This is a genomic window from Enterobacter sp. A103 (assembly GCF_034427535.1).
Taxonomy (GTDB): Bacteria; Pseudomonadota; Gammaproteobacteria; order Enterobacterales; family Enterobacteriaceae; genus Enterobacter; species Enterobacter asburiae_B.
The window spans coordinates 557899-582394 of record NZ_JAXQPQ010000002.1; the positions used below are offsets into that span (position 1 = coordinate 557899).

At 54.8% G+C, this 24496-nt stretch carries 26 protein-coding genes and 5 tRNA genes; 9 read left to right on the plus strand and 22 right to left on the minus strand.

Going from position 1 to position 24496, the window contains the following annotated elements:
* The 3 genes from modB to SPH27_RS08250 all read right to left on the minus strand — a co-directional run bounded on the left by modB (position 1) and on the right by SPH27_RS08250 (position 1791).
* Entirely contained in the window at positions 1-690 is a 690-nt protein-coding gene (gene modB / locus SPH27_RS08240; protein ID WP_033144966.1) for a molybdate ABC transporter permease subunit, read from the minus strand.
* Positions 690-1463, minus strand: a complete 774-nt coding sequence (modA, locus tag SPH27_RS08245) for a molybdate ABC transporter substrate-binding protein (RefSeq protein ID WP_182071397.1) — start codon at positions 1461-1463, stop codon at positions 690-692. The genes modB and modA overlap by 1 nt, the downstream gene beginning before the upstream one ends.
* 178 nt (positions 1464-1641) lie before the next feature.
* Positions 1642-1791 (minus strand): AcrZ family multidrug efflux pump-associated protein, encoded by a 150-nt coding sequence (locus tag SPH27_RS08250; protein ID WP_023310811.1) that lies wholly within the window; start codon positions 1789-1791, stop codon positions 1642-1644.
* 127 nt (positions 1792-1918) lie between these two features.
* Here SPH27_RS08250 and modE point away from each other — a divergent pair, with 127 nt between their 5' ends.
* The 7 genes from modE to gpmA all read left to right on the plus strand — a co-directional run bounded on the left by modE (position 1919) and on the right by gpmA (position 9666).
* On the plus strand, positions 1919-2707 hold the full coding sequence (modE, locus tag SPH27_RS08255) for a molybdenum-dependent transcriptional regulator (RefSeq protein WP_182071396.1): 789 nt from the start codon (positions 1919-1921) through the stop codon (positions 2705-2707).
* A 67-nt stretch (positions 2708-2774) separates the two neighbouring features.
* Positions 2775-4247 carry a molybdate ABC transporter ATP-binding protein ModF gene (gene modF / locus SPH27_RS08260; RefSeq protein ID WP_182071395.1) on the plus strand — a complete coding sequence of 491 codons (1473 nt, stop codon included), beginning with the start codon at positions 2775-2777 and terminating at the stop codon, positions 4245-4247.
* Positions 4248-4448: 201 nt separating this feature from the next.
* On the plus strand, positions 4449-5465 hold the full coding sequence (galE, locus tag SPH27_RS08265) for a UDP-glucose 4-epimerase GalE (protein ID WP_023334950.1): 1017 nt from the start codon (positions 4449-4451) through the stop codon (positions 5463-5465).
* A 9-nt stretch (positions 5466-5474) separates the two neighbouring features.
* Complete coding sequence (gene galT / locus SPH27_RS08270; RefSeq protein WP_058841705.1) at positions 5475-6521, plus strand: galactose-1-phosphate uridylyltransferase; 1047 nt, start codon at positions 5475-5477, stop codon at positions 6519-6521.
* A gap of 3 nt (positions 6522-6524) precedes the next feature.
* A complete protein-coding gene (gene galK / locus SPH27_RS08275) occupies positions 6525-7673 on the plus strand; it encodes a galactokinase (RefSeq protein ID WP_029739550.1) in 1149 nt (382 codons plus the stop codon).
* On the plus strand, positions 7667-8707 hold the full coding sequence (gene galM / locus SPH27_RS08280) for a galactose-1-epimerase (protein WP_047061378.1): 1041 nt from the start codon (positions 7667-7669) through the stop codon (positions 8705-8707). Before galK ends, galM begins: the two co-directional genes overlap by 7 nt.
* 206 nt (positions 8708-8913) lie before the next feature.
* On the plus strand, positions 8914-9666 hold the full coding sequence (gene gpmA / locus SPH27_RS08285) for a 2,3-diphosphoglycerate-dependent phosphoglycerate mutase (RefSeq protein ID WP_033144959.1): 753 nt from the start codon (positions 8914-8916) through the stop codon (positions 9664-9666).
* 61 nt (positions 9667-9727) lie between these two features.
* Here gpmA and aroG read toward each other — a convergent pair whose 3' ends face one another.
* Positions 9728-10780 carry a 3-deoxy-7-phosphoheptulonate synthase AroG gene (gene aroG, locus SPH27_RS08290; protein WP_024908788.1) on the minus strand — a complete coding sequence of 351 codons (1053 nt, stop codon included), beginning with the start codon at positions 10778-10780 and terminating at the stop codon, positions 9728-9730.
* Between the two features lie 304 nt (positions 10781-11084).
* Here aroG and SPH27_RS08295 point away from each other — a divergent pair, with 304 nt between their 5' ends.
* Together SPH27_RS08295 and zitB are read left to right on the plus strand one after the other, a co-directional pair.
* Positions 11085-11465, plus strand: coding sequence for a protein YbgS (locus tag SPH27_RS08295; RefSeq protein WP_032661161.1), 381 nt, complete (start codon positions 11085-11087; stop codon positions 11463-11465).
* Positions 11466-11570: 105 nt separating this feature from the next.
* Positions 11571-12509: a CDF family zinc transporter ZitB gene (gene zitB / locus SPH27_RS08300; RefSeq protein WP_058841708.1), complete on the plus strand. Its 939-nt coding sequence runs from the start codon at positions 11571-11573 to the stop codon at positions 12507-12509.
* Here zitB and pnuC read toward each other — a convergent pair.
* The 18 genes from pnuC to cydA all read right to left on the minus strand — a co-directional run bounded on the left by pnuC (position 12506) and on the right by cydA (position 24073).
* A complete protein-coding gene (gene pnuC, locus SPH27_RS08305) occupies positions 12506-13225 on the minus strand; it encodes a nicotinamide riboside transporter PnuC (protein WP_047061376.1) in 720 nt (239 codons plus the stop codon). The two genes, zitB and pnuC, sit on opposite strands and share 4 nt — an antisense overlap.
* 21 nt (positions 13226-13246) lie before the next feature.
* A complete protein-coding gene (gene nadA / locus SPH27_RS08310) occupies positions 13247-14290 on the minus strand; it encodes a quinolinate synthase NadA (protein WP_182071394.1) in 1044 nt (347 codons plus the stop codon).
* Between the two features lie 222 nt (positions 14291-14512).
* Positions 14513-14588: transfer RNA gene (locus SPH27_RS08315), tRNA-Lys, on the minus strand.
* A gap of 31 nt (positions 14589-14619) precedes the next feature.
* Positions 14620-14695: transfer RNA gene (locus tag SPH27_RS08320), tRNA-Lys, on the minus strand.
* 41 nt (positions 14696-14736) lie between these two features.
* A tRNA-Lys gene (locus tag SPH27_RS08325) sits at positions 14737-14812 on the minus strand.
* A 3-nt stretch (positions 14813-14815) separates the two neighbouring features.
* A tRNA-Val gene (locus SPH27_RS08330) sits at positions 14816-14891 on the minus strand.
* A 26-nt stretch (positions 14892-14917) separates the two neighbouring features.
* Positions 14918-14993 (minus strand) — tRNA-Lys (locus tag SPH27_RS08335).
* Positions 14994-15154: 161 nt separating this feature from the next.
* Positions 15155-15949 (minus strand): cell division protein CpoB, encoded by a 795-nt coding sequence (gene cpoB, locus SPH27_RS08340; RefSeq protein WP_023310799.1) that lies wholly within the window; start codon positions 15947-15949, stop codon positions 15155-15157.
* Between the two features lie 9 nt (positions 15950-15958).
* Positions 15959-16480 (minus strand): peptidoglycan-associated lipoprotein Pal, encoded by a 522-nt coding sequence (gene pal / locus SPH27_RS08345; RefSeq protein WP_003858578.1) that lies wholly within the window; start codon positions 16478-16480, stop codon positions 15959-15961.
* Positions 16481-16515: 35 nt separating this feature from the next.
* Positions 16516-17808 carry a Tol-Pal system beta propeller repeat protein TolB gene (gene tolB / locus SPH27_RS08350; protein ID WP_008501103.1) on the minus strand — a complete coding sequence of 431 codons (1293 nt, stop codon included), beginning with the start codon at positions 17806-17808 and terminating at the stop codon, positions 16516-16518.
* Between the two features lie 134 nt (positions 17809-17942).
* Positions 17943-19229 carry a cell envelope integrity protein TolA gene (gene tolA / locus SPH27_RS08355; protein WP_029740419.1) on the minus strand — a complete coding sequence of 429 codons (1287 nt, stop codon included), beginning with the start codon at positions 19227-19229 and terminating at the stop codon, positions 17943-17945.
* 28 nt (positions 19230-19257) lie between these two features.
* The gene (tolR, locus tag SPH27_RS08360) at positions 19258-19686 is read right to left on the minus strand and encodes a colicin uptake protein TolR (protein WP_003858589.1); all 429 of its coding nucleotides are present in this window, start codon (positions 19684-19686) and stop codon (positions 19258-19260) included.
* Between the two features lie 3 nt (positions 19687-19689).
* Positions 19690-20382: a Tol-Pal system protein TolQ gene (gene tolQ, locus SPH27_RS08365; RefSeq protein WP_008501101.1), complete on the minus strand. Its 693-nt coding sequence runs from the start codon at positions 20380-20382 to the stop codon at positions 19690-19692.
* Complete coding sequence (gene ybgC, locus SPH27_RS08370; protein ID WP_003858593.1) at positions 20379-20783, minus strand: tol-pal system-associated acyl-CoA thioesterase; 405 nt, start codon at positions 20781-20783, stop codon at positions 20379-20381. Before ybgC ends, tolQ begins: the two co-directional genes overlap by 4 nt.
* A gap of 148 nt (positions 20784-20931) precedes the next feature.
* Positions 20932-21222, minus strand: coding sequence for a cyd operon protein YbgE (gene ybgE, locus SPH27_RS08375; protein WP_010428735.1), 291 nt, complete (start codon positions 21220-21222; stop codon positions 20932-20934).
* Positions 21222-21335: a cytochrome bd-I oxidase subunit CydX gene (cydX, locus tag SPH27_RS08380; protein WP_003858598.1), complete on the minus strand. Its 114-nt coding sequence runs from the start codon at positions 21333-21335 to the stop codon at positions 21222-21224. Before cydX ends, ybgE begins: the two co-directional genes overlap by 1 nt.
* Before the next feature lie 14 nt (positions 21336-21349).
* A complete protein-coding gene (cydB, locus tag SPH27_RS08385; RefSeq protein WP_182071393.1) occupies positions 21350-22489 on the minus strand; it encodes a cytochrome d ubiquinol oxidase subunit II in 1140 nt (379 codons plus the stop codon).
* Positions 22490-22504: 15 nt separating this feature from the next.
* Entirely contained in the window at positions 22505-24073 is a 1569-nt protein-coding gene (gene cydA, locus SPH27_RS08390; RefSeq protein WP_182071454.1) for a cytochrome ubiquinol oxidase subunit I, read from the minus strand.
* Positions 24074-24496 lie beyond the last annotated feature (423 nt).

Here is a 24496-nt window from a genome sequence, read left to right on the forward strand (position 1 = left end):
TTATTTCCCCATCCGCTCGCGGCTGAGCCGCGCCAGCCATTCAGACACCATCAGCGATACCAGCGCCAGCACAATTGAAATAATACACAGCCGCGCCGCCGCGCCTTCACCGCCCGGCGTTTGAATCAGGGTATACATTGCCGACGGGATGGTTCGCGTCTCGCCGGGGATGTTCGACACAAACGTGATCGTCGCGCCAAACTCGCCCAGCGAGCGGGCGAAGGCCAGCACCGTCCCGACAATAATGCCCGGCAGCGTAAGCGGGAGCGTGATGGTGAAAAAGACGCGCCAGCGCCCTGCGCCCAGCGTGCGGGCCGCCTGTTCGAGCTTCATGTCCACGCCTTCCAGCGCGAGGCGGATCGCCCTCACCATCAGCGGGAATGACATCACCGCCGCCGCCAGTACCGCACCGCGCCAGCTAAACGCAAACGTCAGCCCAAACCAGTCGTAGAGCTTCTCGCCGATAAAACCGCGTCGCCCCATCGAAATCAGAAGCAGGTAACCGACCACCACGGGCGGCAAAACGAGCGGAAGATGCAGCACGCTGTCGAGCAGCGTTTTGCCGGGAAACTGACAGCGAACCAGTAGCCAGGCAAAGAAGATCCCAAAGGGCAAGCTCAGCGCAACCGCCAGGGAAGAGACTTTTAGGCTCAGCAGAACAGCCTGCCATTCAGGATCGGTCAATATCATCAGTGAGTCGTAAATCCATAACGTTTAAAGATCGCGGACGCCTCCGGGCCCTTCAGGTAATCGCGGAAGGCCGTCACGGTCGCATTTTTATGTCCATCAACAATCGCAACAGGATATTCCACTTTCTTGTGGGAGTCTTCCGGGAACGTTGCGACCACTTTTACACCTTTACTGGCAACGGCATCAGAGCCATACACAATGCCCAGCGGGGCTTCGTTGCGCTCAACCAGCGCCAGCGCGCCGCGCACGTCTTCCGCCGGGGCCAGCTTCGGTGACAATGTCTCCCATGCGCCCAGCTTTTGCAGCGCTTCTTTGGCATAAATCCCGGCCGGAACGTGCTCCGGGTCGCCCACGGCCAGACGGCCACCGTTCAGCAGGCTCGTCCAGTGGGTCTGTTTGTTGATGGTGATGTCCGCCTGCGCGCTGGCTTTTGGCGCCACGACAACCAGGCTATTCCCCAGCAGCGTTTCGCGGGTTGTCGCATCAATCGATTTCTTCTCCGCCGCGTAATCCATCCACTTCTGGTCAGCCGAGATGAACAGATCCGCCGGTGCGCCCGCTTCTATCTGGCGCGCCAGCGTCGAGGAAGAGGCAAAAGAGGAGACCACCTCGACGTTTTTCTCTTTTTTATACGCCGCCGCGATGTCCTGCAGCGCGTTGGTCAGCGACGCCGCGGCAAAGACGGTGATTTTACCCTCGTCCGCCAGCGCGTGTCCGGTAAGTGAAAGCGTCAGCGTTGCCCCTGCGAAAAGGCGTACCCATGAACGTGCCATCTGTAACTCCTGTGAGTAGCGTTATATACATCTTAATATAACGGTAACATCAGGGAGATCCCAGCGTTTAATCGTACCGCTGAAGGGGTAAACCGGTGTGATGCGTTAAATAATATCGGCGTAGACGGGAAAATCTTGAGAGCAAAACGCCCGGACTCGCCGGGCGTTTTGTGGGGAATCAATGCTGCTTTTTAGCCTGGTCTTTGTGACCAATGTTCGAAAAGACGTTGAACACTTCACCCAGGCCGTAGATGGCACCGAGGATGATGGCCATCACTACTGGTACCATGATCACGGCGAATACCAGACTTTTCAACAACTCTAACATGGTTTTCTCCAGATATTGTGAACGGCTCATTCTACCCTTTCAAGTGAGAAAAACATCCCCTTTTGTGCGGTACCCTTTGCGCCCTGCACCATTTGGGTCACAATACTCTTTTTGCCAGGACACTGTTATGCAGGCCGAAATTCTTCTCACTCTACGACTTCAGCAAAAGCTTTTCGCCGATCCGCGACGTATCGCCCTGCTTAAACAAATAGAACAAACGGGCTCGATTAGCCAGGGGGCGAAAAACGCGGGCATCAGCTACAAAAGTGCCTGGGACGCCATCAACGAAATGAACACCCTGAGCGAACACCCGCTGGTGGACAGAGCCACAGGCGGCAAAGGCGGCGGCGGTGCGATCGTGACGCGCTATGGCCAGCGCCTTATTCAGCTTTACGATCTGCTGGCCCAGATCCAGCAAAAGGCGTTCGATGTGTTGAGCGACGACGATAACGTTCCGCTGGACAGCTTGCTGGCCGCCATTTCCCGCTTCTCGTTACAAACCAGCGCCCGCAACCAGTGGTTTGGAACGGTGACGGCGCGCGACAATCTGCAGGTACAGCAGCATATTGAGATCCTGCTTGCCGATGGCACCACCCGTCTGAAGGCCGCAATAACGGCGCAGAGCGCAGAGCGCCTGGAGCTTTATGAAGGTAAAGAGGTGCTGGTGCTGCTGAAAGCGCCGTGGGTCAATATCACGCGCGATCCCGACGCCGCAAAGGCGGCCGATAACCAGCTCCAGGGCGCTATTAGCCATATCGAACGCGGCCAGGCGCAGTGCGAAGTGCTGATGACCCTGGCAGATGGGCAACCGCTTTGCGCGACGATACCGCTTAGCGAAGCGGACGGTTTAGAAGAAGGTTCTGTCGTTACCGCCTGGTTCAACGCAGACCGGGTGATTATCGCCACATTGTGCTGAGCGCATTGACAATCGCGCCGACAGTGCGTATCCCTGATATCTGTTGCTGCAAAAACAGGGATAAACCATGTCATCATTGCATATTTCGCAAGGCACGTTTCGTCTTAGCGATACCCGAACGCTGACGATTGCTGATTTAACGCTACGCGCGGGTGAAAGCTGGGCGTTTGTCGGCACTAACGGCAGCGGTAAATCCGCGCTGGCCCGCGCGCTGGCCGGCGAGCTCCCCCTCCTCAAGGGCGAATGCCAGGGCGACTTTACGCGCCTGACGCGCCTGTCATTTGAACAACTGCAAAAGCTGGTAAGCGACGAGTGGCAGCGCAATAACACTGATTTACTCAGCCCTGGCGAAGAAGATACCGGCCGTACGACGGCGGAAATTATTCAGGATGAGGTGAAAGATCCCGCCCGCTGTCAGCGCCTGGCAGAACGGTTCGGCATCACCGCCCTGCTGAACCGGCGCTTTAAATACCTTTCTACCGGCGAGACGCGAAAAACGCTGCTTTGCCAGGCGCTGATGAGCGAGCCCGAGCTGCTTATCCTCGACGAACCGTTTGACGGCCTTGACGTGCAGTCCCGTGCGCAGCTGGCGGCCCTGCTGGAGTCGCTTAATCAGCAGGGCTATACCCTGGTTTTGGTGCTTAACCGCTTCGATGAAATTCCGGACTTTATTCAGCACGCGGGCGTACTGGCCGACTGTAACCTGACCGAGACCGGTGAAAAAACCGCGCTGCTTAAGCAGGCGCTCATTGCCCAGCTCGCACACAGTGAACAACTCGACGGAATTACGCTTCCGGAACCTGACGCCCCTTCGGCCCGCCATGCGCTCGATCCCCACCAGCCGCGCATCGTGCTGCGAGATGGGATTGTCTCTTATGACGATCGCCCGATCCTCAACCGTCTTAGCTGGACGGTCAATCCCGGCGAACACTGGCAGATTGTCGGCCCTAACGGCGCGGGAAAATCCACGCTGCTGAGCCTTATCACCGGCGATCACCCGCAGGGCTATAGCAACGATCTGACGCTGTTTGGTCGGCGTCGCGGCAGCGGCGAAACCATCTGGGATATTAAAAAACATATCGGCTACGTCAGCAGCAGCCTGCATCTGGATTACCGGGTCAGTACCACGGTACGCAACGCGATCCTTTCCGGGTATTTTGATTCCATCGGTATTTATCAGGCGGTGTCTGACAAACAGCACAAGCTCGCCCAGCAGTGGCTGGATATTCTGGGCATGGACAACCGGGTCGCTGACGCGCCGTTTCATAGTCTGTCGTGGGGGCAGCAGCGTCTGGCCCTGATCGTTCGCGCGCTGGTGAAACACCCTACGCTTCTGATCCTCGACGAACCGCTGCAGGGACTCGATCCGCTGAATCGCCAGCTTATCCGCCGCTTTGTGGACGTGCTGATTAGCGAAGGTGAAACGCAGCTGCTGTTCGTTTCACATCATGCCGAAGATGCCCCCGCCTGCATCACGCATCGTCTGGAGTTTGTGCCGGACGGTGAGGGTTATCGCTATCTTCTCAGCAACGTCGATTAACCGTGGAGGGCTCTGCCCTCCTCTTTTTCAGATAACTTGCATCAATACATCGCTATCTCTTTGATCTAGAATGCACTCAGTCATTAAAAAAGCGAGTGTGAAAACGAGTGTAAACGATTCCACTATTTTATCCCATGTCACACTTTTCGCGTCTCTGTTATGCTATGGTTATTACATACCATAAGCCCAATGGAGCGAAATATGCGAGTTCTGGTAACAGGTGGTAGCGGTTACATAGGTAGTCATACCTGCGTGCAACTGCTGCAAAACGGTCACGACGTCATCATCCTCGACAACCTGTGCAACAGTAAGCGCAGCGTGCTGCCGGTGATTGAACGCCTTGGCGGTAAACAACCGACTTTCGTGGAAGGCGACATCCGCAACGAAGCGCTGATGACCGAGATCCTTCACGACCATGCCATCGAAGCGGTGATCCACTTCGCGGGTCTGAAAGCGGTCGGTGAATCCGTTGCGAAGCCGCTCGAGTATTACGACAACAACGTCAACGGTACCCTGCGTCTCATCTCCGCCATGCGTGCGGCCAACGTCAAAAACTTCATCTTTAGCTCCTCCGCCACCGTCTACGGCGATCAGCCCAAAATCCCTTACGTTGAAAGCTTCCCGACCGGTACCCCGCAAAGCCCGTACGGCAAAAGCAAGCTGATGGTAGAGCAGATCCTGACCGACCTGCAAAAAGCGCAGCCGGAGTGGAGCATCGCGCTGCTGCGCTACTTCAACCCGGTCGGCGCGCATCCTTCTGGAGACATGGGTGAAGATCCGCAGGGTATCCCGAACAACCTGATGCCGTATATCGCCCAGGTTGCCGTGGGTCGCCGCGACTCGCTGGCGATTTTTGGCAATGACTACCCTACCGAAGACGGCACCGGCGTGCGCGACTACATCCACGTGATGGATCTGGCCGACGGTCACGTTGCGGCCATGCAGCAGCTGGCCAACAAACCGGGCGTGCATATTTACAACCTCGGCGCCGGGGTCGGCAGCAGCGTGCTGGACGTGGTTAACGCCTTCAGCAAAGCCTGCGGTAAGCCGGTGAACTACCACTTCGCTCCGCGTCGTGATGGCGACCTGCCTGCTTACTGGGCTGATGCTACCAAAGCCGACAAAGAGCTTAACTGGCGTGTGACGCGCACGCTTGATGAAATGGCACAGGATACCTGGCACTGGCAGTCACGCCACCCGCAAGGCTATCCGGACTAAGGATCCGTCATGACGCAATTTAATCCCGTCGATCATCCGCATCGTCGTTTTAACCCGTTAAGCGGGCAATGGATTTTGGTCTCTCCGCATCGCGCCAAGCGCCCCTGGCAGGGGGCGCAGGAGACGCCTGCAAAACAGACGCTGCCACAGCACGACCCGGACTGCTTCCTCTGTCCGGGCAACACGCGCGTCACCGGGGATAAAAACCCGGACTACAAAGGCACCTTCGTGTTCACCAACGATTTTGCCGCGCTGATGACCGACACGCCGGACGCGCCGCAAAGCCACGATCCGCTGATGCGCTGCGAAAGCGCGCGCGGAACCAGCCGCGTGATCTGCTTCTCGCCGGATCACAGCAAAACGCTGCCCGAGCTGAGCGTGGACGCGCTGAAAGAGGTCGTCAGCACCTGGCAGGCGCAAACCGCAGAGCTGGGGCAGAGCTATCCGTGGGTGCAGGTGTTCGAAAACAAAGGCGCGGCCATGGGCTGCTCTAACCCGCACCCGCACGGCCAGATCTGGGCGAACAGCTTCCTGCCTAACGAAGCCGAGCGTGAAGACCGTCTGCAGAAAGCGTATTTCGCGGAAAACGGTTCGCCGATGCTGGTGGACTATACCCAGCGTGAGCTGGCCGACGGCAGCCGCACCGTGGTGGAAACCGAACACTGGCTGGCCGTCGTCCCCTACTGGGCCGCCTGGCCGTTTGAAACGCTGCTGCTGCCGAAAGCGCACGTGCAGCGCATCACCGATCTCAGCGACGCGCAGCGCGACGACCTTGCCCTGGCGCTGAAAAAGCTGACCAGCCGTTACGACAACCTCTTCCAGTGCTCTTTCCCGTACTCCATGGGCTGGCACGGCGCCCCGTTTAACGGCGAAGAGAATCAACACTGGCAGCTGCACGCCCATTTCTATCCGCCGCTGCTGCGCTCTGCGACGGTGCGTAAATTCATGGTGGGCTATGAAATGCTGGCGGAAACCCAGCGTGACCTGACGGCGGAACAGGCGGCAGAACGTCTGCGTGCCGTTAGCGACGTCCACTATCGCGAATCAGGAGTCTAAAAAATGAGTCTGAAAGATAAAACACAATCCCTGTTTGCTGAGAAATTTGGCTACCCTGCCACCCACGTTATCCAGGCGCCAGGCCGCGTTAACCTGATCGGTGAACACACCGACTATAACGACGGTTTCGTGCTGCCGTGCGCCATCGATTACCAGACCGTCATCAGCTGCGCGAAGCGCGACGACCGTAAAGTTCGCGTGATTGCGGCGGATTACGGTAATGAAACGGACGAGTTTTCCCTCGATGCCCCGATTGTGACGCACGACAGCCAGCAGTGGTCTAACTACGTGCGCGGCGTGGTGAAACACCTTCAGAAGCGTAACAAGAACTTTGGCGGTGCCGATTTAGTTATCAGCGGCAACGTGCCGCAGGGTGCGGGCTTAAGCTCCTCTGCGTCGCTGGAAGTCGCCGTTGGCACCGTGTTCCAGCAGCTTTATCATCTGCCGCTGGATGGTGCGCAAATCGCCCTGAACGGTCAGGAAGCAGAAAACCAGTTCGTGGGCTGCAACTGCGGCATTATGGACCAGCTGATCTCCGCACTGGGCAAAAAAGAGCATGCCCTGTTAATTGATTGCCGCTCGCTGGGCACCAAAGCCGTTCCCCTGCCGAAAGGCGCGGCTGTGGTGATCGTCAACAGCAACTTTAAGCGCACGCTGGTGGGCAGCGAATACAACACCCGCCGCCAGCAGTGCGAAACCGGCGCCCGCTTCTTCCAGCAGCCTGCTCTGCGCGACGTGACGCTCAATGAATTTAACAAAGTGGCGCACGAGCTGGATCCGGTTGTCGCCAAACGCGTTCGTCACGTGCTGACGGAAAATGCCCGTACCGTTGAAGCCGCGTCCGCGCTGGCGAAAGGTGACCTGAAACGCATGGGTGAGCTGATGGCGGAATCTCACGCCTCCATGCGCGATGATTTTGAAATCACCGTTCCGCAAATCGACACCCTGGTGGACATCGTTAAAGCGACCATCGGCGACAAAGGCGGCGTGCGCATGACGGGCGGCGGTTTTGGCGGCTGCATCGTTGCGCTGGTGCCAGAAGAGCTGGTCCCTGCCGTACAGGATGCCGTGGCGAAGCAGTACGAAGCAAAAACGGGCATCAAAGAAACCTTCTATGTTTGTAAAGCATCACAAGGAGCCGGACAGTGCTAAACGAAACACCTACCCTTGCACCGGATGGTCTGCCGTATCGCCTGTTAACCCTGCGCAATAGCGCGGGGATGGTCGTTACGGTGATGGACTGGGGGGCAACCCTTCTTTCTGCCCGCGTACCGATGCCGGACGGCAGCGTGCGCGAGACCCTGCTCGGCTGCGCCTCGCCTGAGCAGTACATCAATCAGTCCGCCTATCTGGGCGCGTCCGTTGGTCGCTATGCTAACCGCATCGCGAAGAGCCGTTTTGAACTCGACGGCGTGCAGTACACCCTGCTTCCAAGCCAGGGTGAGAACCAGCTGCACGGTGGTCCGGACGGATTCGATAAACGCCGCTGGAAGATTGTTCGTCAAAACGATGGCGAAGTGCTGTTCTCGCTGGATTCGCCTGATGGCGATCAGGGCTTCCCGGGGAACCTTGTCGCGTCCGCGCGCTTTACGCTGACCGACGACAACCGTATCGCCATCGAATACCGTGCGACGGTCGATAAGCCGTGTCCGGTCAATCTGACCAATCACGCGTATTTCAACCTGGACGGTAGCCAGTGCGACGTGCGTAACCACAAGCTGCAGATCCTGGCGGATGCATATCTTCCAGTTGACGAGATGGGCATTCCGTATCAGGGCCTCAAAGACGTGAGCGGCACCAGCTTTGACTTCCGCAGCGCGAAGTCCATCGCCCAGGATTTCATGAGCGATGACGATCAGCGTAAGGTAAAAGGCTACGACCATGCTTTCCTGCTGCAGGCCAAAGGCGATGTGAAACAGCCTGCCGCACAGGTCTGGTCTGCGGATGAGAAACTGCAGATGACGGTTTATACCACAGCCCCTGCACTGCAGTTTTACTCAGGCAACTACCTCGGCGGGACGACGGCGCGCGAACACGATGAGTACAGCGACTGGCAAGGCCTGGCGCTGGAGAGCGAGTTCCTGCCGGACAGCCCGAACCATCCGGAATGGCCGCAGCCAGACTGCGTGCTGCGTCCGGGTAAAGAGTACGTGAGCATGACGGAATATCATTTTATTCCACATTAATATCCAGCCCTCCCTCCGGAGGGCTTTTTTCTGCGCGCCTTGCTGAAAATAGCGCCGATCGCAGACAAAATCATAACCCTGGATTCACAAGCATCTTACACTCAGAGACTATTTTCGCTATGGTTAGGGTTAAGCGTTGCTGGTGGCACGGCCACGGCAATATAATGAGAATTGTTATCATTCTAAAAATGCTTGAGGAGTAAGAGATGGCTATAACTAAGCTGGTCCTGGTGCGTCACGGCGAAAGCCAGTGGAACAACGAAAACCGCTTTACCGGTTGGTACGACGTTGATCTGTCTGAGAAAGGCGTAAGCGAAGCAAAAGCAGCGGGTAAACTGCTGAAGGAAGAAGGCTTCAGCTTTGATTTTGCTTACACCTCTGTGCTGAAACGTGCCATCCACACCCTGTGGAACGTGCTGGACGAACTGGATCAGGCCTGGCTGCCGGTTGAGAAGTCCTGGAAACTGAACGAACGTCACTACGGTGCGCTGCAGGGCCTGAACAAAGCGGAAACCGCTGAGAAATATGGCGATGAGCAGGTTAAACAGTGGCGTCGCGGCTTCGCAATCACCCCACCAGAGCTGACCAAAGATGACGAGCGCTACCCGGGCCACGACCCGCGTTACGCGAAGCTGACCGACGCTGAGCTGCCAACCACCGAAAGCCTGGCGCTGACCATCGACCGCGTTGTGCCTTACTGGAACGAAACAATTCTGCCACGCCTGAAAAGCGGCGAGCGCGTGATCGTCGCTGCTCACGGTAACTCCCTGCGTGCGCTGGTGAAATACCTGGACAACATGGGTGAAGACGAAATCCTCGAACTGAACATCCCAACCGGCGTACCGCTGGTGTATGAGTTCGACGAAAACTTCAAGCCAATCAAACACTACTATCTGGGTAACGCAGAAGAGATCGCGGCGAAAGCAGCGGCTGTCGCGAACCAGGGTAAAGCGAAGTAATTTTCGCAAGGCATAAAAAAAGCGCGGAGCCTTCCGCGCTTTTTTATTTGTGCCTGAGAATTCAGCCGCGGCGCGCTTTTACCGCATTCGCCAGCTGACGCAGGATGGTGTCGGTATCGTCCCAGCCAATGCAGGCATCGGTGACGCTTTTGCCATACACCAGCGGCTCGCTGCCTTCCAGGTTCTGGTTACCTTCAACCAGATGGCTTTCGATCATTACCCCAATCACCGCCTTCTCACCGCCGGCAATCTGCTGGCAGACGTCTGCACCCACTTCCATCTGCTTTTTAAACTGCTTGCTGGAATTGGCATGGCTGAAATCGATCATCACCTGCGGTGGCAGCCCGGCTTTTTCCAGCCCGACCTTCACTTCCGCCACGTGTTTCGCGCTGTAGTTCGGCTCTTTGCCGCCGCGCAGAATGATATGGCAATCACCGTTACCGCTGGTGTTAACGATGGCGGAATGGCCCCATTTGGTTACGGACAGGAAGCAGTGCGGCGCACCCGCTGCGTTGATGGCGTCGATAGCCACCTTAATGGTGCCGTCAGTGCCGTTTTTGAAACCCACCGGGCAAGAGAGACCGGACGCCAGCTCGCGGTGCACCTGGGATTCGGTTGTGCGGGCACCAATTGCGCCCCAGCTCATCAGGTCTGCCAGGTATTGTGGCGTAATCATGTCCAGGAATTCACCGGCCGCAGGCAGGCCGCTGTCGTTGATCTCCAGCAGCAGCTTGCGCGCAATGCGCAGACCGTCGTTGATCTGGAAGCTGTTATCCATATGCGGATCGTTAATCAGCCCTTTCCAGCCCACGGTGGTGCGCGGTTTCTCAAAATAGACGCGCATCACGATTTCCAGCTCGTCTTTCAGCTCTTCACGGAGGGTGAGCAGACGGGCTGCGTACTCTTTCGCAGCTGCAGGATCGTGAATAGAGCACGGACCAATCACCACCAGAAGACGATCGTCATTACCTTTCAGGATCTTATGGATCGCTTTACGAGCATGAGAAACCGTATTTGCGGCATTTTCAGTGGCGGGGAATTTCTCAAGGAGCGCTACAGGAGGTAATAACTCATTGATCTCTTTAATACGTAAATCGTCGTTCTGATAATTCATTTTCTTTCCAGCTCTGCCATATCTTTAGTAATGAAAGCAATCCTTTCAATCTATCTTGTCGACCAGGAAGTGTAAACACGGTTTTACACTTCACGCAGATAATTCCTGGAATTCGCCTAAAAATCGCCACAAAATAGCGAAAAATGAGATCTAACCTAAGCTTTTTAACTGTAACAACCAATTTTACACGCTTAAACGCGATTCCCTACTGACGTAAGTCCGTAAGGCGGAATCTTTCGCCTCAGAAAAAGATGCACTGTTGGAGAATGTTATCCAGCGTAACGACAAGAACAGGAGCACCATGATGAAAATGACAAAACTGGCAACCCTCTTCCTGACCGCCACACTCACTCTGGCCAGCGGCAGCGTCCTGGCCGCGGAAACGGGCACATCAGACAGCAACGGTGATGCGAATGCCGCTGCAGCAGCAGGCCAGCCCGCACCTGATGCGAAACAGAATATCGCCCCGAATAATGTCGACAACAGCCAGATCAATACCGGCAACACCAACACCGGCGGCACCATGCTGCATCCCAACGGCAGCGGTTCCGGCACCATGAATCATGACAATATGAGCTCGGACGAGGTTCATAAGAACTCAATGTGCAAGGACGGCAAATGCCCTGACCCTAATGACAAAGTAGGAAACGACGCGAATACCAAAACCGATGGCACCACCCAGTAATGGGGATGTTCGGTAAGAAAAAGGAGAGCTCTGGCTCTCCTTTCTTTTTGGAGTAACCTATTAAAAACGCTACACTAAAAACAATAACACATCAGGAAAGCAGACATGGCGCACTCCCATTCCCACTCACCCTCTCCCGGCAACGACAACGCTAAACGACTGATGCTGGCCTTTGGCGTCACGGCAACGTTTATGGTTATCGAGGTCATTGGCGGCCTGATTTCCGGCTCTCTGGCGCTACTGGCTGATGCCGGGCATATGCTGACCGATGCCGCAGCGCTGCTCTTCGCCCTGCTAGCGGTGCAGTTTGCGCGTCGTCCTCCCAATGCGCGCCATACCTTCGGCTGGCTGAGGCTAACAACCCTCGCCGCGTTTGTTAACGCCATTGCGCTGGTGGTCATTACCGTTCTTATCGTCTGGGAGGCCGTACAGCGCTTCAGACACCCGCAGCCGATCGCCGGGGCGACAATGATGGTGATTGCCGTGGCGGGGCTGCTGGCGAATATCCTCGCCTTCTGGATTTTGCACCGCGGCAGCGGGGAAAAGAACCTCAACGTGCGCGCTGCGGCTCTGCATGTTCTGGGTGATTTACTCGGCTCAGTCGGGGCGATTGTCGCCGCGCTGGTGATCCTCTACACCGGCTGGACGCCTGTCGATCCGATTCTGTCCGTGCTGGTGTCATGTCTGGTCTTGCGCAGCGCCTGGCGACTGCTGAAGGAGAGCGTGAATGAACTGCTTGAAGGGGCACCGGCATCGATGGATATTGACGAGCTGAAGCGCAACCTGCGCCGTTCAGTCCCGGAAGTCCGCAACGTTCATCATGTGCACGTCTGGCTGGTAGGGGAAAAACCTGTCATGACGCTGCACGTCCAGGTGATCCCGCCTCACGACCACGATGCGCTGCTTGAACGCATCCAGCATTTTCTTGAACATCACTACGAAATTGGCCACGCCACCATCCAGATGGAGTATCAGCCCTGTAACGGGCCGGACTGCCACCTTAACGAGGCGCAGTCCGGACATTCACATCAGCATCACCACTAGCTGGAAAGCGCGTGAGAACCTCGCTCACGCGCGCTCTTAATCCACATCCGGCTGCCGTTCAGCGCAATGAAGGTCAGCAGCAGATATTCCAGCGACATCGCATAGACGCCCTGCAGGGCGAAGATCGCCACGCTGATCACGTTGATGATGACCCACAGCAACCAGTTCTCAACGTATTTACGGGTCATCAGGATCATCGCCGCAATCGACAGCACCATCATGCAGGAATCCCAGAACGGGAAAGCATCCGGCTGGAGCTCGGGCATCGTCACGTTCAGGCCGAAACCGGACATGACCGAAACGGCAACGCGGGTCAGGAACGCAAACACCGGGTTGATATAGACGGTCATTAAACCAATGGCGACCACGCAGGCGACAAACCAGGCGATGGCTTTCGGCAAGGGCAGCCAGCGGATCTGCAGTTCTGCCTCCTGCTGGCTGTTCTGACGCGACCACGCGTACCAGCCGTAAATATTGGCGGCGAAGAAGAACAACTGCAAAAGCAGACTGGCGTACAGCTGGATCTGGAAGAAGATAATCGCAAACAGCGTAACGTTAATCAGCCCGAACGCGTAGTTGCTGATCTTCTCCAGGCTTGCCAGCCAGATACAGAGTAATCCCGCCAGCGTGCCAACGGCCTCAATCCATGACAGGTCATAGCCACCTGCACCAATCGGTATATGAACCAGAATGTTCTGCGTGCTAAAAAAATCCATCTTTTCCCCGGGCGTTTTGAATTAAGTACGTAGTGTAGCCGCAAAATCCAGCATGCGGTTAAGCGGAATTAACGCACCTTCACGCAGGGCGGCATCCACATGGATTTCATGTGCTGCACCGCCCGTCTCGAGCCCTTCGGCAATGGCCTTCAGGCCGTTCATCGCCATCCACGGGCAATGCGCACAGCTGCGGCACGTTGCGCCCTCACCCGCCGTTGGCGCTTCAAGGAGCTCTTTCTCCGGCACGGCCTGCTGCATCTTGTAGAAGATACCGCGATCGGTTGCCACGATGAGCTGCCTGTTAGGCAGCGTTCTGGCCGCGTTGATAAGCTGGCTGGTTGAGCCCACGGCGTCCGCCATCTCGACAATAGACTGCGGTGATTCAGGGTGAACAAGAATCGCGGCGTCAGGATAAAGTGCCTTCATGCGCGCCAGCGCCTGGGTTTTGAATTCGTCGTGCACAATGCAGGCACCCTGCCAGCAGAGAACGTCAGCCCCTGTCTGCTTCTGGACATAATTTCCAAGATGGCGGTCAGGCGCCCAGATAATTTTCTCGCCCAGGCTATCCAGATGTTCAATCAGCTCAACGGCGATGCTGGAGGTGACAACCCAGTCTGCCCGCGCTTTTACCGCCGCAGAGGTGTTGGCGTAAACCACCACGGTCCGGTCGGGGTGGGCGTCACAGAAGGCCGTGAATTCGTCAATCGGGCAGCCGAGATCCAGCGAACACTCCGCATTAAGCGTCGGCATCAGAATGGTTTTTTCAGGGCTCAGGATCTTTGCCGTTTCGCCCATAAAACGCACGCCAGCAACCAGCAGCGTGGAAGCAGGATGTTTTGCACCGAAGCGTGCCATCTCCAGTGAATCTGAAATACAGCCCCCGGTCTCTTCCGCTAGCTGCTGAATTTCCGGGTCGGTGTAGTAATGGGCCACCATCACCGCATCTCGTTCTTTGAGAAGACGTTTGATCTTCTCACGGTAGGATTGCTTTTCGTCCTGGCTCAGCGGGACAGGCTTTGGCGGAAACGGATAGATTGCGGCTTCAGGATCAAACATCACACTCATTATGGCTTCTCGTTTTACGGGCTTAACAATATTGCCTTTCTTTTGCATGACATAGCAAAACGCATGGCAATTGTGTTTTGTATACTAAACAAGATAGCGAATATGAGAGGAAAAGTCACCGGAAATAGGTGCGGATAGCATTTGTCGGCTGGCGGATTCGCCTTGCCCGACCTGCACAGACGGCAGATAGCAAAAAGGCGCCTTTAGGGCGCCTTTCTACACTGGTGGGTCGTGCAGGATTCGAACCTGCGACCAATTGATTAAAAGTCAACTGCTCTACCAACTGAGCTAACGACCCCTTGCGGGATGTACTTCAAATTTATTCAGGCTGGTGGGTCGTGCAGGATTCGAACCTGCGACCAATTGATTAAAAGTCAACTGCTCTACCAACTGAGCTAACGACCCTTTTGGGTGTTGCCTGAATTATCACTCGGAACCAATAAAATTGGTGGGTCGTGCAGGATTCGAACCTGCGACCAATTGATTAAAAGTCAACTGCTCTACCAACTGAGCTAACGACCCGAGTGGTGGGTGATGACGGGCTCGAACCGCCGACCCCCTCCGTGTAAAGGAGATGCTCTACCAACTGAGCTAATCACCCACTCTGTACTGCTGGTGTGCGTTAAGTGGTGGGTCGTGCAGGATTCGAACCTGCGACCAATTGATTAAAAGTCAACTGCTCTACCAACTGAGCTAACGACCCACTTTTACGCTGTTTTCACGTTGTTTGATATCCCGTGGCAACGGCGGCATATATTACTGATTTAAGAATTCAGCGCAACAAAAATTTCGATGAAGATCACTTAACTGCTTACGAATCATGCTGCACGACCAGAAATAACGCGATTTCTGGTCATGCGATAATCATCCCATCGAATTCAGACGTTTTTGCGCCTGCTTAGCACCTTCAGTACCCGGGAATTTGGAGACCACCTGCTGGTAAACCGCTTTGGCTTTCGCAGTGTCGCCTTTGTCCTGCATGATGACGCCCACTTTATACATCGCATCAGGCGCTTTTGGCGATTTCGGGTAATTTTTCACCACTGAGGCAAAATAAAACGCCGCATCGTCCTTTTTACCCTTGTTGTAATTCAGCTGACCGAGCCAGTAATTCGCATTTGGCTGATAAGTGGAATCAGGGTATTTCTTAACAAAGTTCTGAAACGCAGCAAGCGCGTCATCCTGACGAGATTGATCCTGCACCAGGGCAATGGCCGCGTTGTAGTCCGTATTCGCGTCACCGCTCTGTACAGGCGCACCTGTTGAAGCAGAAGCATCCGCAGCCGGAGCTGATGTCGCCGCACCGGTCTGATCGCCCGCGGCTGGCTGTGCTTGTGCTGCTGCACCACCGCTGCTCAGACTATCCATCTGCAGCAAAATCTGCTTCTGACGTTCCACAACCTGGTTCAACTGATACTGGCTTTCCTGAATCTGGCCGCGGAGAGAGTCAATATCGTTTTGGTTATCAGAAAGTTGTTGCTGGAGTTGGGTTAAAAGCTGGCTGTGAGCGTTAGAAATACGCTCGAGTTGAGTGACCCGGTCTTCTACCGAGCCTGAGCCGACACTACTGATTGGTGCCTGAGCAAAAGCGGCCCAGGGGGCCGCTATTCCAACCAGTAACGACAGACTCAACAGATGATGTCTGAAGTTACTGCTCATGCAATTCTCTTAGTAAACCAGTACGGCACGACGGTTTTTGGAGTAAGCCGCTTCGTCGTGACCCAGTACTGCAGGTTTTTCTTTACCGTAAGAAACGATGGAGATCTGGTCAGCAGAAACGCCTTTACCCTGCAGGTACATTTTAACAGCGTTAGCACGACGTTCACCCAGGGAGATGTTGTACTCTGGAGTACCACGTTCGTCCGCGTGACCTTCTACGGTGACTTTGTAAGAAGGGTTGCTACGCAGGAAGTTAGCGTGAGCGTCCAGCATCGCAGCGAAGTCAGAACGGATGTCGTATTTATCCAGATCGAAGTAAACGATGTTGTTCTGCTGCAGCTGCTGCATCTGAAGACGCGCCTGCTCTTCAGAAGACATGTTGCCATTGCCGTTCGCGTCCATACCGGTGCCGGCACCCATCATGCCTTCGCCGCTCTGGTCATTGCTGGCGTTCTTGTTAGAAGAACACGCTGCGATTGCCATTACAGGCAGAGCGATCATCAGCCCCTTCAGCACTTTGTTCAGTTGCATTTCTATGATTCCTTTAGTAATCAATTAATTATTATTTACAGATACGGCGACCAGGCAGGTGATTTTACCTGTCCATCAGTTGCCGGAATACGCGCTTTGAAACGCCCATCTGTAGAAACCAGATTCAGCACAGATCCCATCCCCTGAGAAGAGCTGTAGATTACCATCGTGCCGTTAGGTGCCAGACTTGGCGTTTCATCCAGGAACGTTGACGACAGAACTTGAACGCCACCCGCTACCAGATCCTGTTTGGCAATGTGCTGCTGCCCACCGTTGGAGCTCACCATTACCATAAATTTACCGTCGCTGCTCACGTCTGAGTTCTGGTTCTGCGAACCTTCCCAGGTAATACGCTGCGGAGCACCGCCGTTGATGTTGACTTTATAGATTTGTGGACGGCCAGCCTGGTCAGAAGTAAACGCCAGGTTTTGACTATCCGGGAACCATGAAGGTTCAGTGTTGTTGCTGCGACCGTCGGTCACCTGACGGATCTGGCCAGAGCCAATGTCCATCACGTACAGGTTCAGGCTACCGGTTTTTGACAGCGCAAACGCCAGTTTAGACCCGTCCGGAGAGAAGGAAGGCGCACCGTTGTGACGTGGGAAAGACGCCACCTGACGAACAGCACCGTTTGCCAGCGTCTGGATAACCAGCGCTGAACGGCCGCTTTCGAAGGTTACATAGGCCAGTTTAGAACCGTCCGGAGACCAGGCTGGAGACATCAGCGGCTGAGAAGAACGTTTCACCAGGAACTGGTTGTAGCCGTCGTAGTCAGATACGCGCAGCTCATACGGGAACTGACCACCGTTGGTCTGTACCACATAAGCAATACGGGTACGGAACGCCCCTTTAATGCCGGTCAGTTTTTCAAATACCGCATCGCTGGCAGCGTGTGCCGCGTAGCGCAGGTACTGCTTAGTGACCTTGTAAGAGTTCTGTGCCAGAACGGTACCCGGTGCACCGCCGGTATCCACCAGCTGCCAGGCCACGTTGTAAGAGCCGTCCGGGTTAGGCGTAACCTGACCCACAACCACGGCATCAATACCCAGTGCAGACCATGCTGCAGGCTGTACTTCCTGCGCGCTGCCCGGCTGCTGAGGCAGACGAGAACGATCTAACGGGTTGAATTTACCGCTGTTACGCAGGTCAGCCGCCACGATGCCACCGGCATCTTCAGGTGCAGCGCCAGGACCGGCCCACTGGAACGGAACAACACCGATTGGGCGTGCCGAGTCCACCCCCTGGGTGATCTCGATACGTACTTCTGCGTGCAGTACTGCTGCCCACAGCATTAAAAAACTAAATGCTACACGTAATGCCTGCTTCATCATATCTCCCTTATCCGGGTAACCTTACCCACGATAATTTAGCAGAATGTTAACAAACTCAAATAGACAAAACTACCAGAACCCTGTGACTAAACCTGGTCTATTTTTCCCCGTTTGCACGGGGAAAATGTAACTTAAGGTTTGAAGTCCAGCGGCGCATTTTTGAAGACTTCGTAAACTGCCTGAGACGGCGGTTTAGGCATCTTCGCCTGACGCGCTGCAGCCAGGGCCGCAGTACATAAAGCCGGGTCGCCACCTTCAGACTTGATATCCAGCAGCATGCCGTCCGGAGCCAGTTTTATACGCAACGTACACGTTTTACCGGTATAGGAAGACGCATCATAGAATCGGCTTTCAATAGCGGATTTAATCTGCGCGGCATAACCGTTGATTTCAGCCCCTGTCGCACCGTTACTCTTAGTGTTACCACTTCCCGTCGGCGCTGCGTTGTTTCCTTTCGCCCCACCGCCCGTTTTCGGTGCATTCTTACCGGAGCTCAAATCGCCCAGCAGATCGTCAACCCCTGCGGCAGCAGCAGCTTTTTCAGCAGCAGCGGCCTTTTTGGCTGCCGCTTTATCAGCAGCAGCTTTTTTATCGGCAGCGGCCTTCTCAGCAGCAGCTTTCTTATCGGCGGCAGCCTTCTCAGCTGCTGCTTTTTTATCGGCAGCGGCTTTCTCAGCAGCGGCAGCTTTTTCTGCAGCCGCTTTCTCAGCAGCAGCCGCTTTCTTCGCGGCCTCGGCAGCAGCTTTCTTCTCTGCTTCCTGAGCGGCTTTTTTCGCGGCTTCCGCTTCAGCTTTCTTCTGAGCATCAGCAGCGGCTTTCTTCGCGGCTTCCGCTTCAGCTTTCTTCTGAGCATCGGCAGCGGCTTTCTTCGCGGCTTCCGCTTCAGCTTTCTTCTGAGCATCAGCAGCGGCTTTCTTCGCCGCTTCTGCCGCTAATTTTGCCTGGGCATCAGCCTGTGCTTTCGCGTCCGCTGCGGCTTTTGCTGCCGCCTCTTCCGCCTGCTTTTGCTGTTCCTGTGCTTTCTTCGCGGCCTCTTCGGCTTGCTTCTGCTGTTCCGCTTGCTCTTTCGCAGCTTCCTGCGCCTGCAAACGCTCTTTCTCAAGCTGCTTCAGACGCTCCTGCTCTGCGGCCTGCTTTTCACGCAGTTCTTCCGCCTGCTGTTGCGACTGTTTTTCACGCTGCTCTTCGGCCCGTTTGGCACTCGCCTTCTGCTGCTGTTCGCGATTATAGTTCTGTACTACCGCACCGGGATCCACCATCACGGCGTCAATGGAAGACCCTCCACCGCCGCCGGCTGATGCATCAATATGCTCGTCGAACGAACTCCAGATCAGCGCTGCAAAGAGAATCACGTGCAGCACTGCGGAGACGATTATCGCTCGCTTAAGCTTGTCGTTCTGTTCGGTTGCCTTTGACACTATCGGTTCCCAAAAACTACGCGGATGATCAAATAGGTTGGGTCATTAAGCCAACTGACTTAACACCCGCACTATGTAGCAAGTTCAGCGCTTTAATAATTTCATCGTAGGGTACGTCTTTCGCGCCACCGATTAAGAAGACCGTTTTCGGATTTGACTCCAGACGACGCTGCGCTTCAGCAATAACCTGCTCAGGCGGCAGCTGATCCATACGATCTTTCTCTACCACGACGCTGTATTGCCCTACGCCGGAAACCTCAATGATAACCGGAGGATCGTCATTGGTGCTCACCGCCTGTGATTCTGTCGCATCCGGCAGATCCACTTCCACGCTCTGAGTAATGATTGGCGCTGTCGCCATGAAGATCAGCAGCAGTACCAGCAGGACGTCCAGCAGTGGAACGATATTGATTTCGGACTTGAGCTCGCGACGACCTCGTCCACGCGATCTGGCCATGGTTTACCCCTTGTTGCTCTCGGTGCTGGTAAACGCCTGACGGTGCAGAATCGCAGTGAACTCTTCCATAAAGTTGTCGTAGTTCAGTTCCAGTTTGTTCACGCGCTGGTTCAGACGGTTGTAAGCCATAACCGCAGGAATTGCCGCAAACAGACCGATAGCGGTCGCAATCAGTGCTTCAGCGATACCCGGTGCAACCATCTGCAACGTCGCCTGCTTCACCGCGCCCAGCGCGATAAAGGCGTGCATGATCCCCCACACGGTACCAAACAGGCCGATATACGGGCTGATGGAACCGACAGTGCCGAGGAATGGAATATGCGTTTCGAGATTTTCAAGCTCACGGTTCATAGAGATACGCATCGCACGCGAGGCACCTTCTACAACCGCTTCCGGCGCATGATTGTTTGCACGATGCAGACGAGCAAACTCTTTGAAACCGCTATAAAAAATTTGCTCGGAGCCTGTAAGGTTTTCACGGCGTCCCTGGCTTTCCTGATAAAGACGAGAAAGCTCAATACCCGACCAGAACTTATCTTCAAACGCTTCAGCTTCACGGCCAGCGGCATTGAGGATACGCGTTCTCTGGATGATGATGGCCCAGGATGCGATTGAAAAACCAATCAAAATCAACATGATAAGTTTAACCAGAAGGCTTGCCTTCAGGAACAAATCAAGGATATTCATGTCAGTCACTGCTTAAACTCCGCGACAATAGACTTAGGAAGCGCACGAGGCTTCATTATGGTTGGATCAACACAAACAATCAGCACTTCAGCTGAGTTCAGTACGGTATTCTCTGCGTTGACTATCCGCTGCGTGAAAACCAGTGAGGTCCCGCGCATTGATGTAATTTCAGTTTGGACTTCGAGCATATCGTCGAGTCTGGCAGGCGCAAAATACTCAAGCGTCATCTTGCGTACCACGAAGGCAACTCGCTCAGCCAACAGCACCTGTTGACTAAAGTGATGATGGCGCAGCATCTCTGTGCGTGCCCGTTCATAAAAAGCAACGTAGCTGGCGTGGTAAACCACACCACCGGCATCGGTATCTTCGTAATAGACACGAACCGGCCATCGAAACAGCGTTGTATTCACTTTACATCCCGGTAATGCAACAAAAGTTAATGCTTTTAAACTTCGCTACTATACGCGCGGGAAAGAGGGTTGGGAATGGGAGAAAGTAAACGGAGAGTAAATTTTTATGGGCTCGGGTAAGCCCATAACGTTAACGGACATTTCTTATTCAGAAGAAGAAGAAAATCAAACCGGCGAGAAGCACCAGATCGGCAATCAGCGGGCAAAAAATTCCCTGCCAGTGAACGGCTTTCGGACGAAAGCCCACGCCGTGGATCACACCTGCACACACCGCCCACATAATGAGGAAGCCGTGCCAGATTTCAAGCTCGCTGGTTTTCGCTGCAAAGCGCGAAGGGTCCCAGAAGATACAACCTGCCAGCAGTAATGCCATCACTAAAGAAAGCGCCCGTAACGGGCGCTTGTCCATTACCGCGTAAAGCGTCGCGATAATATTCATCAGTGTTTTTCTTCACCCGCTTTGGTCGCTTCGACGTGCTCAAGCGCCAGGGCAGTGATGACACCAAATGCACAGGCAAGAAGCGTCCCTAAAATCCATGCGAAATACCACATATTCAGCTCCTTACTTAGTACATAGAGTGGGTGTTGCTTTCGATATGTTCTTTAGTGATGCGACCGAACATTTTCCAGTAACACCAGATGGTGTAGGCCAGAACAATCGGAACGAACACGCAGGCAACATACGTCATCAGGTTCAGCGTCATATGGCTGGACGTTGCGTCCCACATGGTCAGGCTAGCATTCAGCATGGTGCTGGATGGCATGACGAATGGGAACATCGCGATACCCGATGTCAGGATGATGCACGCCAGGGTCAGCGAAGAGAACACGAACGCCAGCGCGCCTTTCTCCAGACGAGACGTCAACATGGTCAGCAGCGGCAGCAATACGCCCAGAGCCGGGATAGCCCACAGCGCAGGGGTATTGTTAAAGTTCACCAGCCATGCGCCAGCCTGACGCGCCACTTCTTTGGTCAGCGGATTAGACGGCGCAGTATGGTTGATTGCAGACGTCACCACGTAGCCATCGATGCCGTACACCACCCATACGCCGGCCAGTGCAAAGCAGACCAGCGTCACCAGCGCAGCGACCTGAGCCGTCGCGCGAGAACGCAGGTGCAGTTCACCAACCGTACGCATCTGCAGATAGGTTGCGCCCTGAGTGATGATCATCGCCACGCTCACCACGCCGGCCAGCAGACCAAACGGATTCAGCAGCTGGAAGAAGTTACCGGTGTAGTAAAGACGCATGTATTCGTCCAGGTGGAACGGTACGCCCTGAAGCAGGTTACCGAACGCCACGCCGATCACCAGCGGTGGAACGAAGCTACCGATGAAGATGCCCCAGTCCCACATGTTGCGCCAGCGGGTGTCTTCAATCTTGGAACGGTAGTCGAAACCAACCGGACGGAAGAATAAAGAGGCCAGCACCAGAATCATCGCCACGTAGAAGCCGGAGAACGCAGCCGCGTAGACCATCGGCCAGGCAGCGAACAGCGCGCCGCCTGCGGTGATCAGCCACACCTGGTTACCGTCCCAGTGAGGGGCGATGGAGTTGATCATGATTCGACGCTCGGTGTCATTACGACCGAGGAAACGGGTGAGCATCCCCACCCCCATGTCGAAACCATCCGTGACGGCGAAACCGATCAGCAGAACGCCGATCAACAGCCACCAGATAAAACGCAATACTTCATAATCGATCATTTGATGACTCCTGTCTTAGCGTGCCGGCTGAGTAGTCACAGTGGACTGCTCGTAGTGATAGCGACCGGTTTTCAGGCTGCTTGGGCCAAGGCGCGCGAACTTGAACATCAGGAACAGTTCAGCCACCAGGAACAGGGTGTACAGACCACAAATCAGCAGCATGGAGAAGATCAGGTCGCCCGCTGTCAGGGACGAGTTCGCTACCGCCGTTGGCAGTACCTCACCAATCGCCCATGGCTGACGGCCGTACTCCGCAACAAACCAGCCGGATTCGATAGCGATCCACGGCAGTGGAATACCGTACAGCGCGGTGCGCAGCAGCCATTTTTTCTCGCCGATGCGGTTGCGAATCACGGACCAGAAGGACGCCGCAATGATCAGCAGCATGATGATGCCGCAGCCCACCATGATACGGAATGCGAAGTACAGTGGCGCAACGCGTGGAATCGAGTCTTTGGTTGCCATCTGGATCTGCGCTTCTGTCGCATCAGAAACGTTCGGGGTATAACGCTTCAGCAGCAAACCGTAACCCAGATCTTTCTTCACGTTGTTGAACTGGTCGCGAACGGCCTGGTCGGTAGAACCGGCACGCAGCTGTTCCAGCAGCGAGTAAGCTTTCATACCGTTACGGATACGCTCTTCGTGCTGAACCATCAGCTCTTTCAGACCGGTCACCTGCTTATCAACAGAACGGGTGGCGATGATACCCAGCGCATAAGGGATCTGAATGGCGAAGCGGTTTTCCTGCGCGTCCTGATCCGGAATACCGAACAGCGTAAAGGCAGCAGGCGCCGGTTGGGTTTCCCATTCGGCTTCGATGGCGGCCAGTTTGGTTTTCTGCACGTCACCCATTTCGTAACCGGATTCATCACCCAGAACGATAACAGAGAGGATAGCAGCCATACCGAAGCTTGCAGCGATAGCAAAGGAGCGCTTAGCAAACGCGAAGTCACGACCGCGCAGCATGTAGTAAGAACTGATGCCCAGTACAAACATCGCGCCGCACACGTAGCCAGAGGCGACGGTGTGAACGAATTTAACCTGCGCAACCGGGTTCAGGACCAGCTCGGCAAAGCTGACCATCTCCATACGCATGGTTTCGAAGTTGAAATCAGACGCGATAGGGTTCTGCATCCAGCCGTTCGCCACCAGGATCCACAGCGCGGACAGGTTCGAACCTAATGCCACCAGCCAGGTCACCGCCATATGCTGGACTTTACCCAGACGATCCCAGCCGAAGAAGAACAGACCTACAAAGGTGGATTCGAGGAAGAATGCCATCAGACCTTCAATGGCCAGCGGCGCACCGAAGATATCCCCTACATAGTGGGAATAGTAAGACCAGTTAGTCCCGAACTGGAACTCCATGGTCAAACCGGTTGCCACGCCCAGCGCGAAGTTGATACCAAACAACTTGCCCCAGAACTTGGTCATATCTTTATAAATCTGTTTGCCGGAGAGAACGTATACCGTTTCCATAATGGCCAGCAGGAACGCCATACCGAGCGTCAGTGGCACAAACAGGAAGTGGTACATCGCGGTCAAGGCAAACTGTAAGCGCGACAGTTCGACTATATCTAACATCATGACTCCTTGCTCATCGCATGAAGACTCCGAGAGTGAACCCCGTCAGAGAGAGATCCACACGCATGCCCCAATACAAATTATTCGCATCCTTGTCGTCGTTATTACCCTGAAGGAGGATAAAAACGATGACGTGAGGTTACAAATACGTTAATAAAAAACTCAAATTGATCCCGCAAATATAATACGCTGCAAAACCCTTACAATAAACAGGTTTTTATTGAATCACATTTACGTTTTTCGACGGCGATCAATTTATAGCAAAATTACCACTTTTCGGCCATTTTGATCGGGGACAATTTACCGCCTTTTGATGGGTTTTTCCAAGTATTAAACATTGATTTAAATCAAAAACAATCCGTTGTGTTAAATGTGTTTTGATGCGGTGAACATAGTAAAAACCATGTTAAAGATATGTATATA

Bases quoted from the DNA above. Each gene is read 5' to 3' on its own strand.
- modB (WP_033144966.1), bottom strand. From the start codon at position 690: ATGATATTGACCGATCCTGAATGGCAGGCTGTTCTGCTGAGCCTAAAA.
- modA (WP_182071397.1), bottom strand. From the start codon at position 1,463: ATGGCACGTTCATGGGTACGCCTTTTCGCAGGGGCAACGCTGACGCTT.
- SPH27_RS08250 (WP_023310811.1), bottom strand. From the start codon at position 1,791: ATGTTAGAGTTGTTGAAAAGTCTGGTATTCGCCGTGATCATGGTACCA.
- modE (WP_182071396.1), top strand. From the start codon at position 1,919: ATGCAGGCCGAAATTCTTCTCACTCTACGACTTCAGCAAAAGCTTTTC.
- modF (WP_182071395.1), top strand. From the start codon at position 2,775: ATGTCATCATTGCATATTTCGCAAGGCACGTTTCGTCTTAGCGATACC.
- galE (WP_023334950.1), top strand. From the start codon at position 4,449: ATGCGAGTTCTGGTAACAGGTGGTAGCGGTTACATAGGTAGTCATACC.
- galT (WP_058841705.1), top strand. From the start codon at position 5,475: ATGACGCAATTTAATCCCGTCGATCATCCGCATCGTCGTTTTAACCCG.
- galK (WP_029739550.1), top strand. From the start codon at position 6,525: ATGAGTCTGAAAGATAAAACACAATCCCTGTTTGCTGAGAAATTTGGC.
- gpmA (WP_033144959.1), top strand. From the start codon at position 8,914: ATGGCTATAACTAAGCTGGTCCTGGTGCGTCACGGCGAAAGCCAGTGG.
- aroG (WP_024908788.1), bottom strand. From the start codon at position 10,780: ATGAATTATCAGAACGACGATTTACGTATTAAAGAGATCAATGAGTTA.
- SPH27_RS08295 (WP_032661161.1), top strand. From the start codon at position 11,085: ATGAAAATGACAAAACTGGCAACCCTCTTCCTGACCGCCACACTCACT.
- zitB (WP_058841708.1), top strand. From the start codon at position 11,571: ATGGCGCACTCCCATTCCCACTCACCCTCTCCCGGCAACGACAACGCT.
- pnuC (WP_047061376.1), bottom strand. From the start codon at position 13,225: ATGGATTTTTTTAGCACGCAGAACATTCTGGTTCATATACCGATTGGT.
- nadA (WP_182071394.1), bottom strand. From the start codon at position 14,290: ATGAGTGTGATGTTTGATCCTGAAGCCGCAATCTATCCGTTTCCGCCA.
- cpoB (WP_023310799.1), bottom strand. From the start codon at position 15,949: ATGAGCAGTAACTTCAGACATCATCTGTTGAGTCTGTCGTTACTGGTT.
- pal (WP_003858578.1), bottom strand. From the start codon at position 16,480: ATGCAACTGAACAAAGTGCTGAAGGGGCTGATGATCGCTCTGCCTGTA.
- tolB (WP_008501103.1), bottom strand. From the start codon at position 17,808: ATGAAGCAGGCATTACGTGTAGCATTTAGTTTTTTAATGCTGTGGGCA.
- tolR (WP_003858589.1), bottom strand. From the start codon at position 19,686: ATGGCCAGATCGCGTGGACGAGGTCGTCGCGAGCTCAAGTCCGAAATC.
- ybgE (WP_010428735.1), bottom strand. From the start codon at position 21,222: ATGAATATTATCGCGACGCTTTACGCGGTAATGGACAAGCGCCCGTTA.
- cydX (WP_003858598.1), bottom strand. From the start codon at position 21,335: ATGTGGTATTTCGCATGGATTTTAGGGACGCTTCTTGCCTGTGCATTT.
- cydB (WP_182071393.1), bottom strand. From the start codon at position 22,489: ATGATCGATTATGAAGTATTGCGTTTTATCTGGTGGCTGTTGATCGGC.
- cydA (WP_182071454.1), bottom strand. From the start codon at position 24,073: ATGTTAGATATAGTCGAACTGTCGCGCTTACAGTTTGCCTTGACCGCG.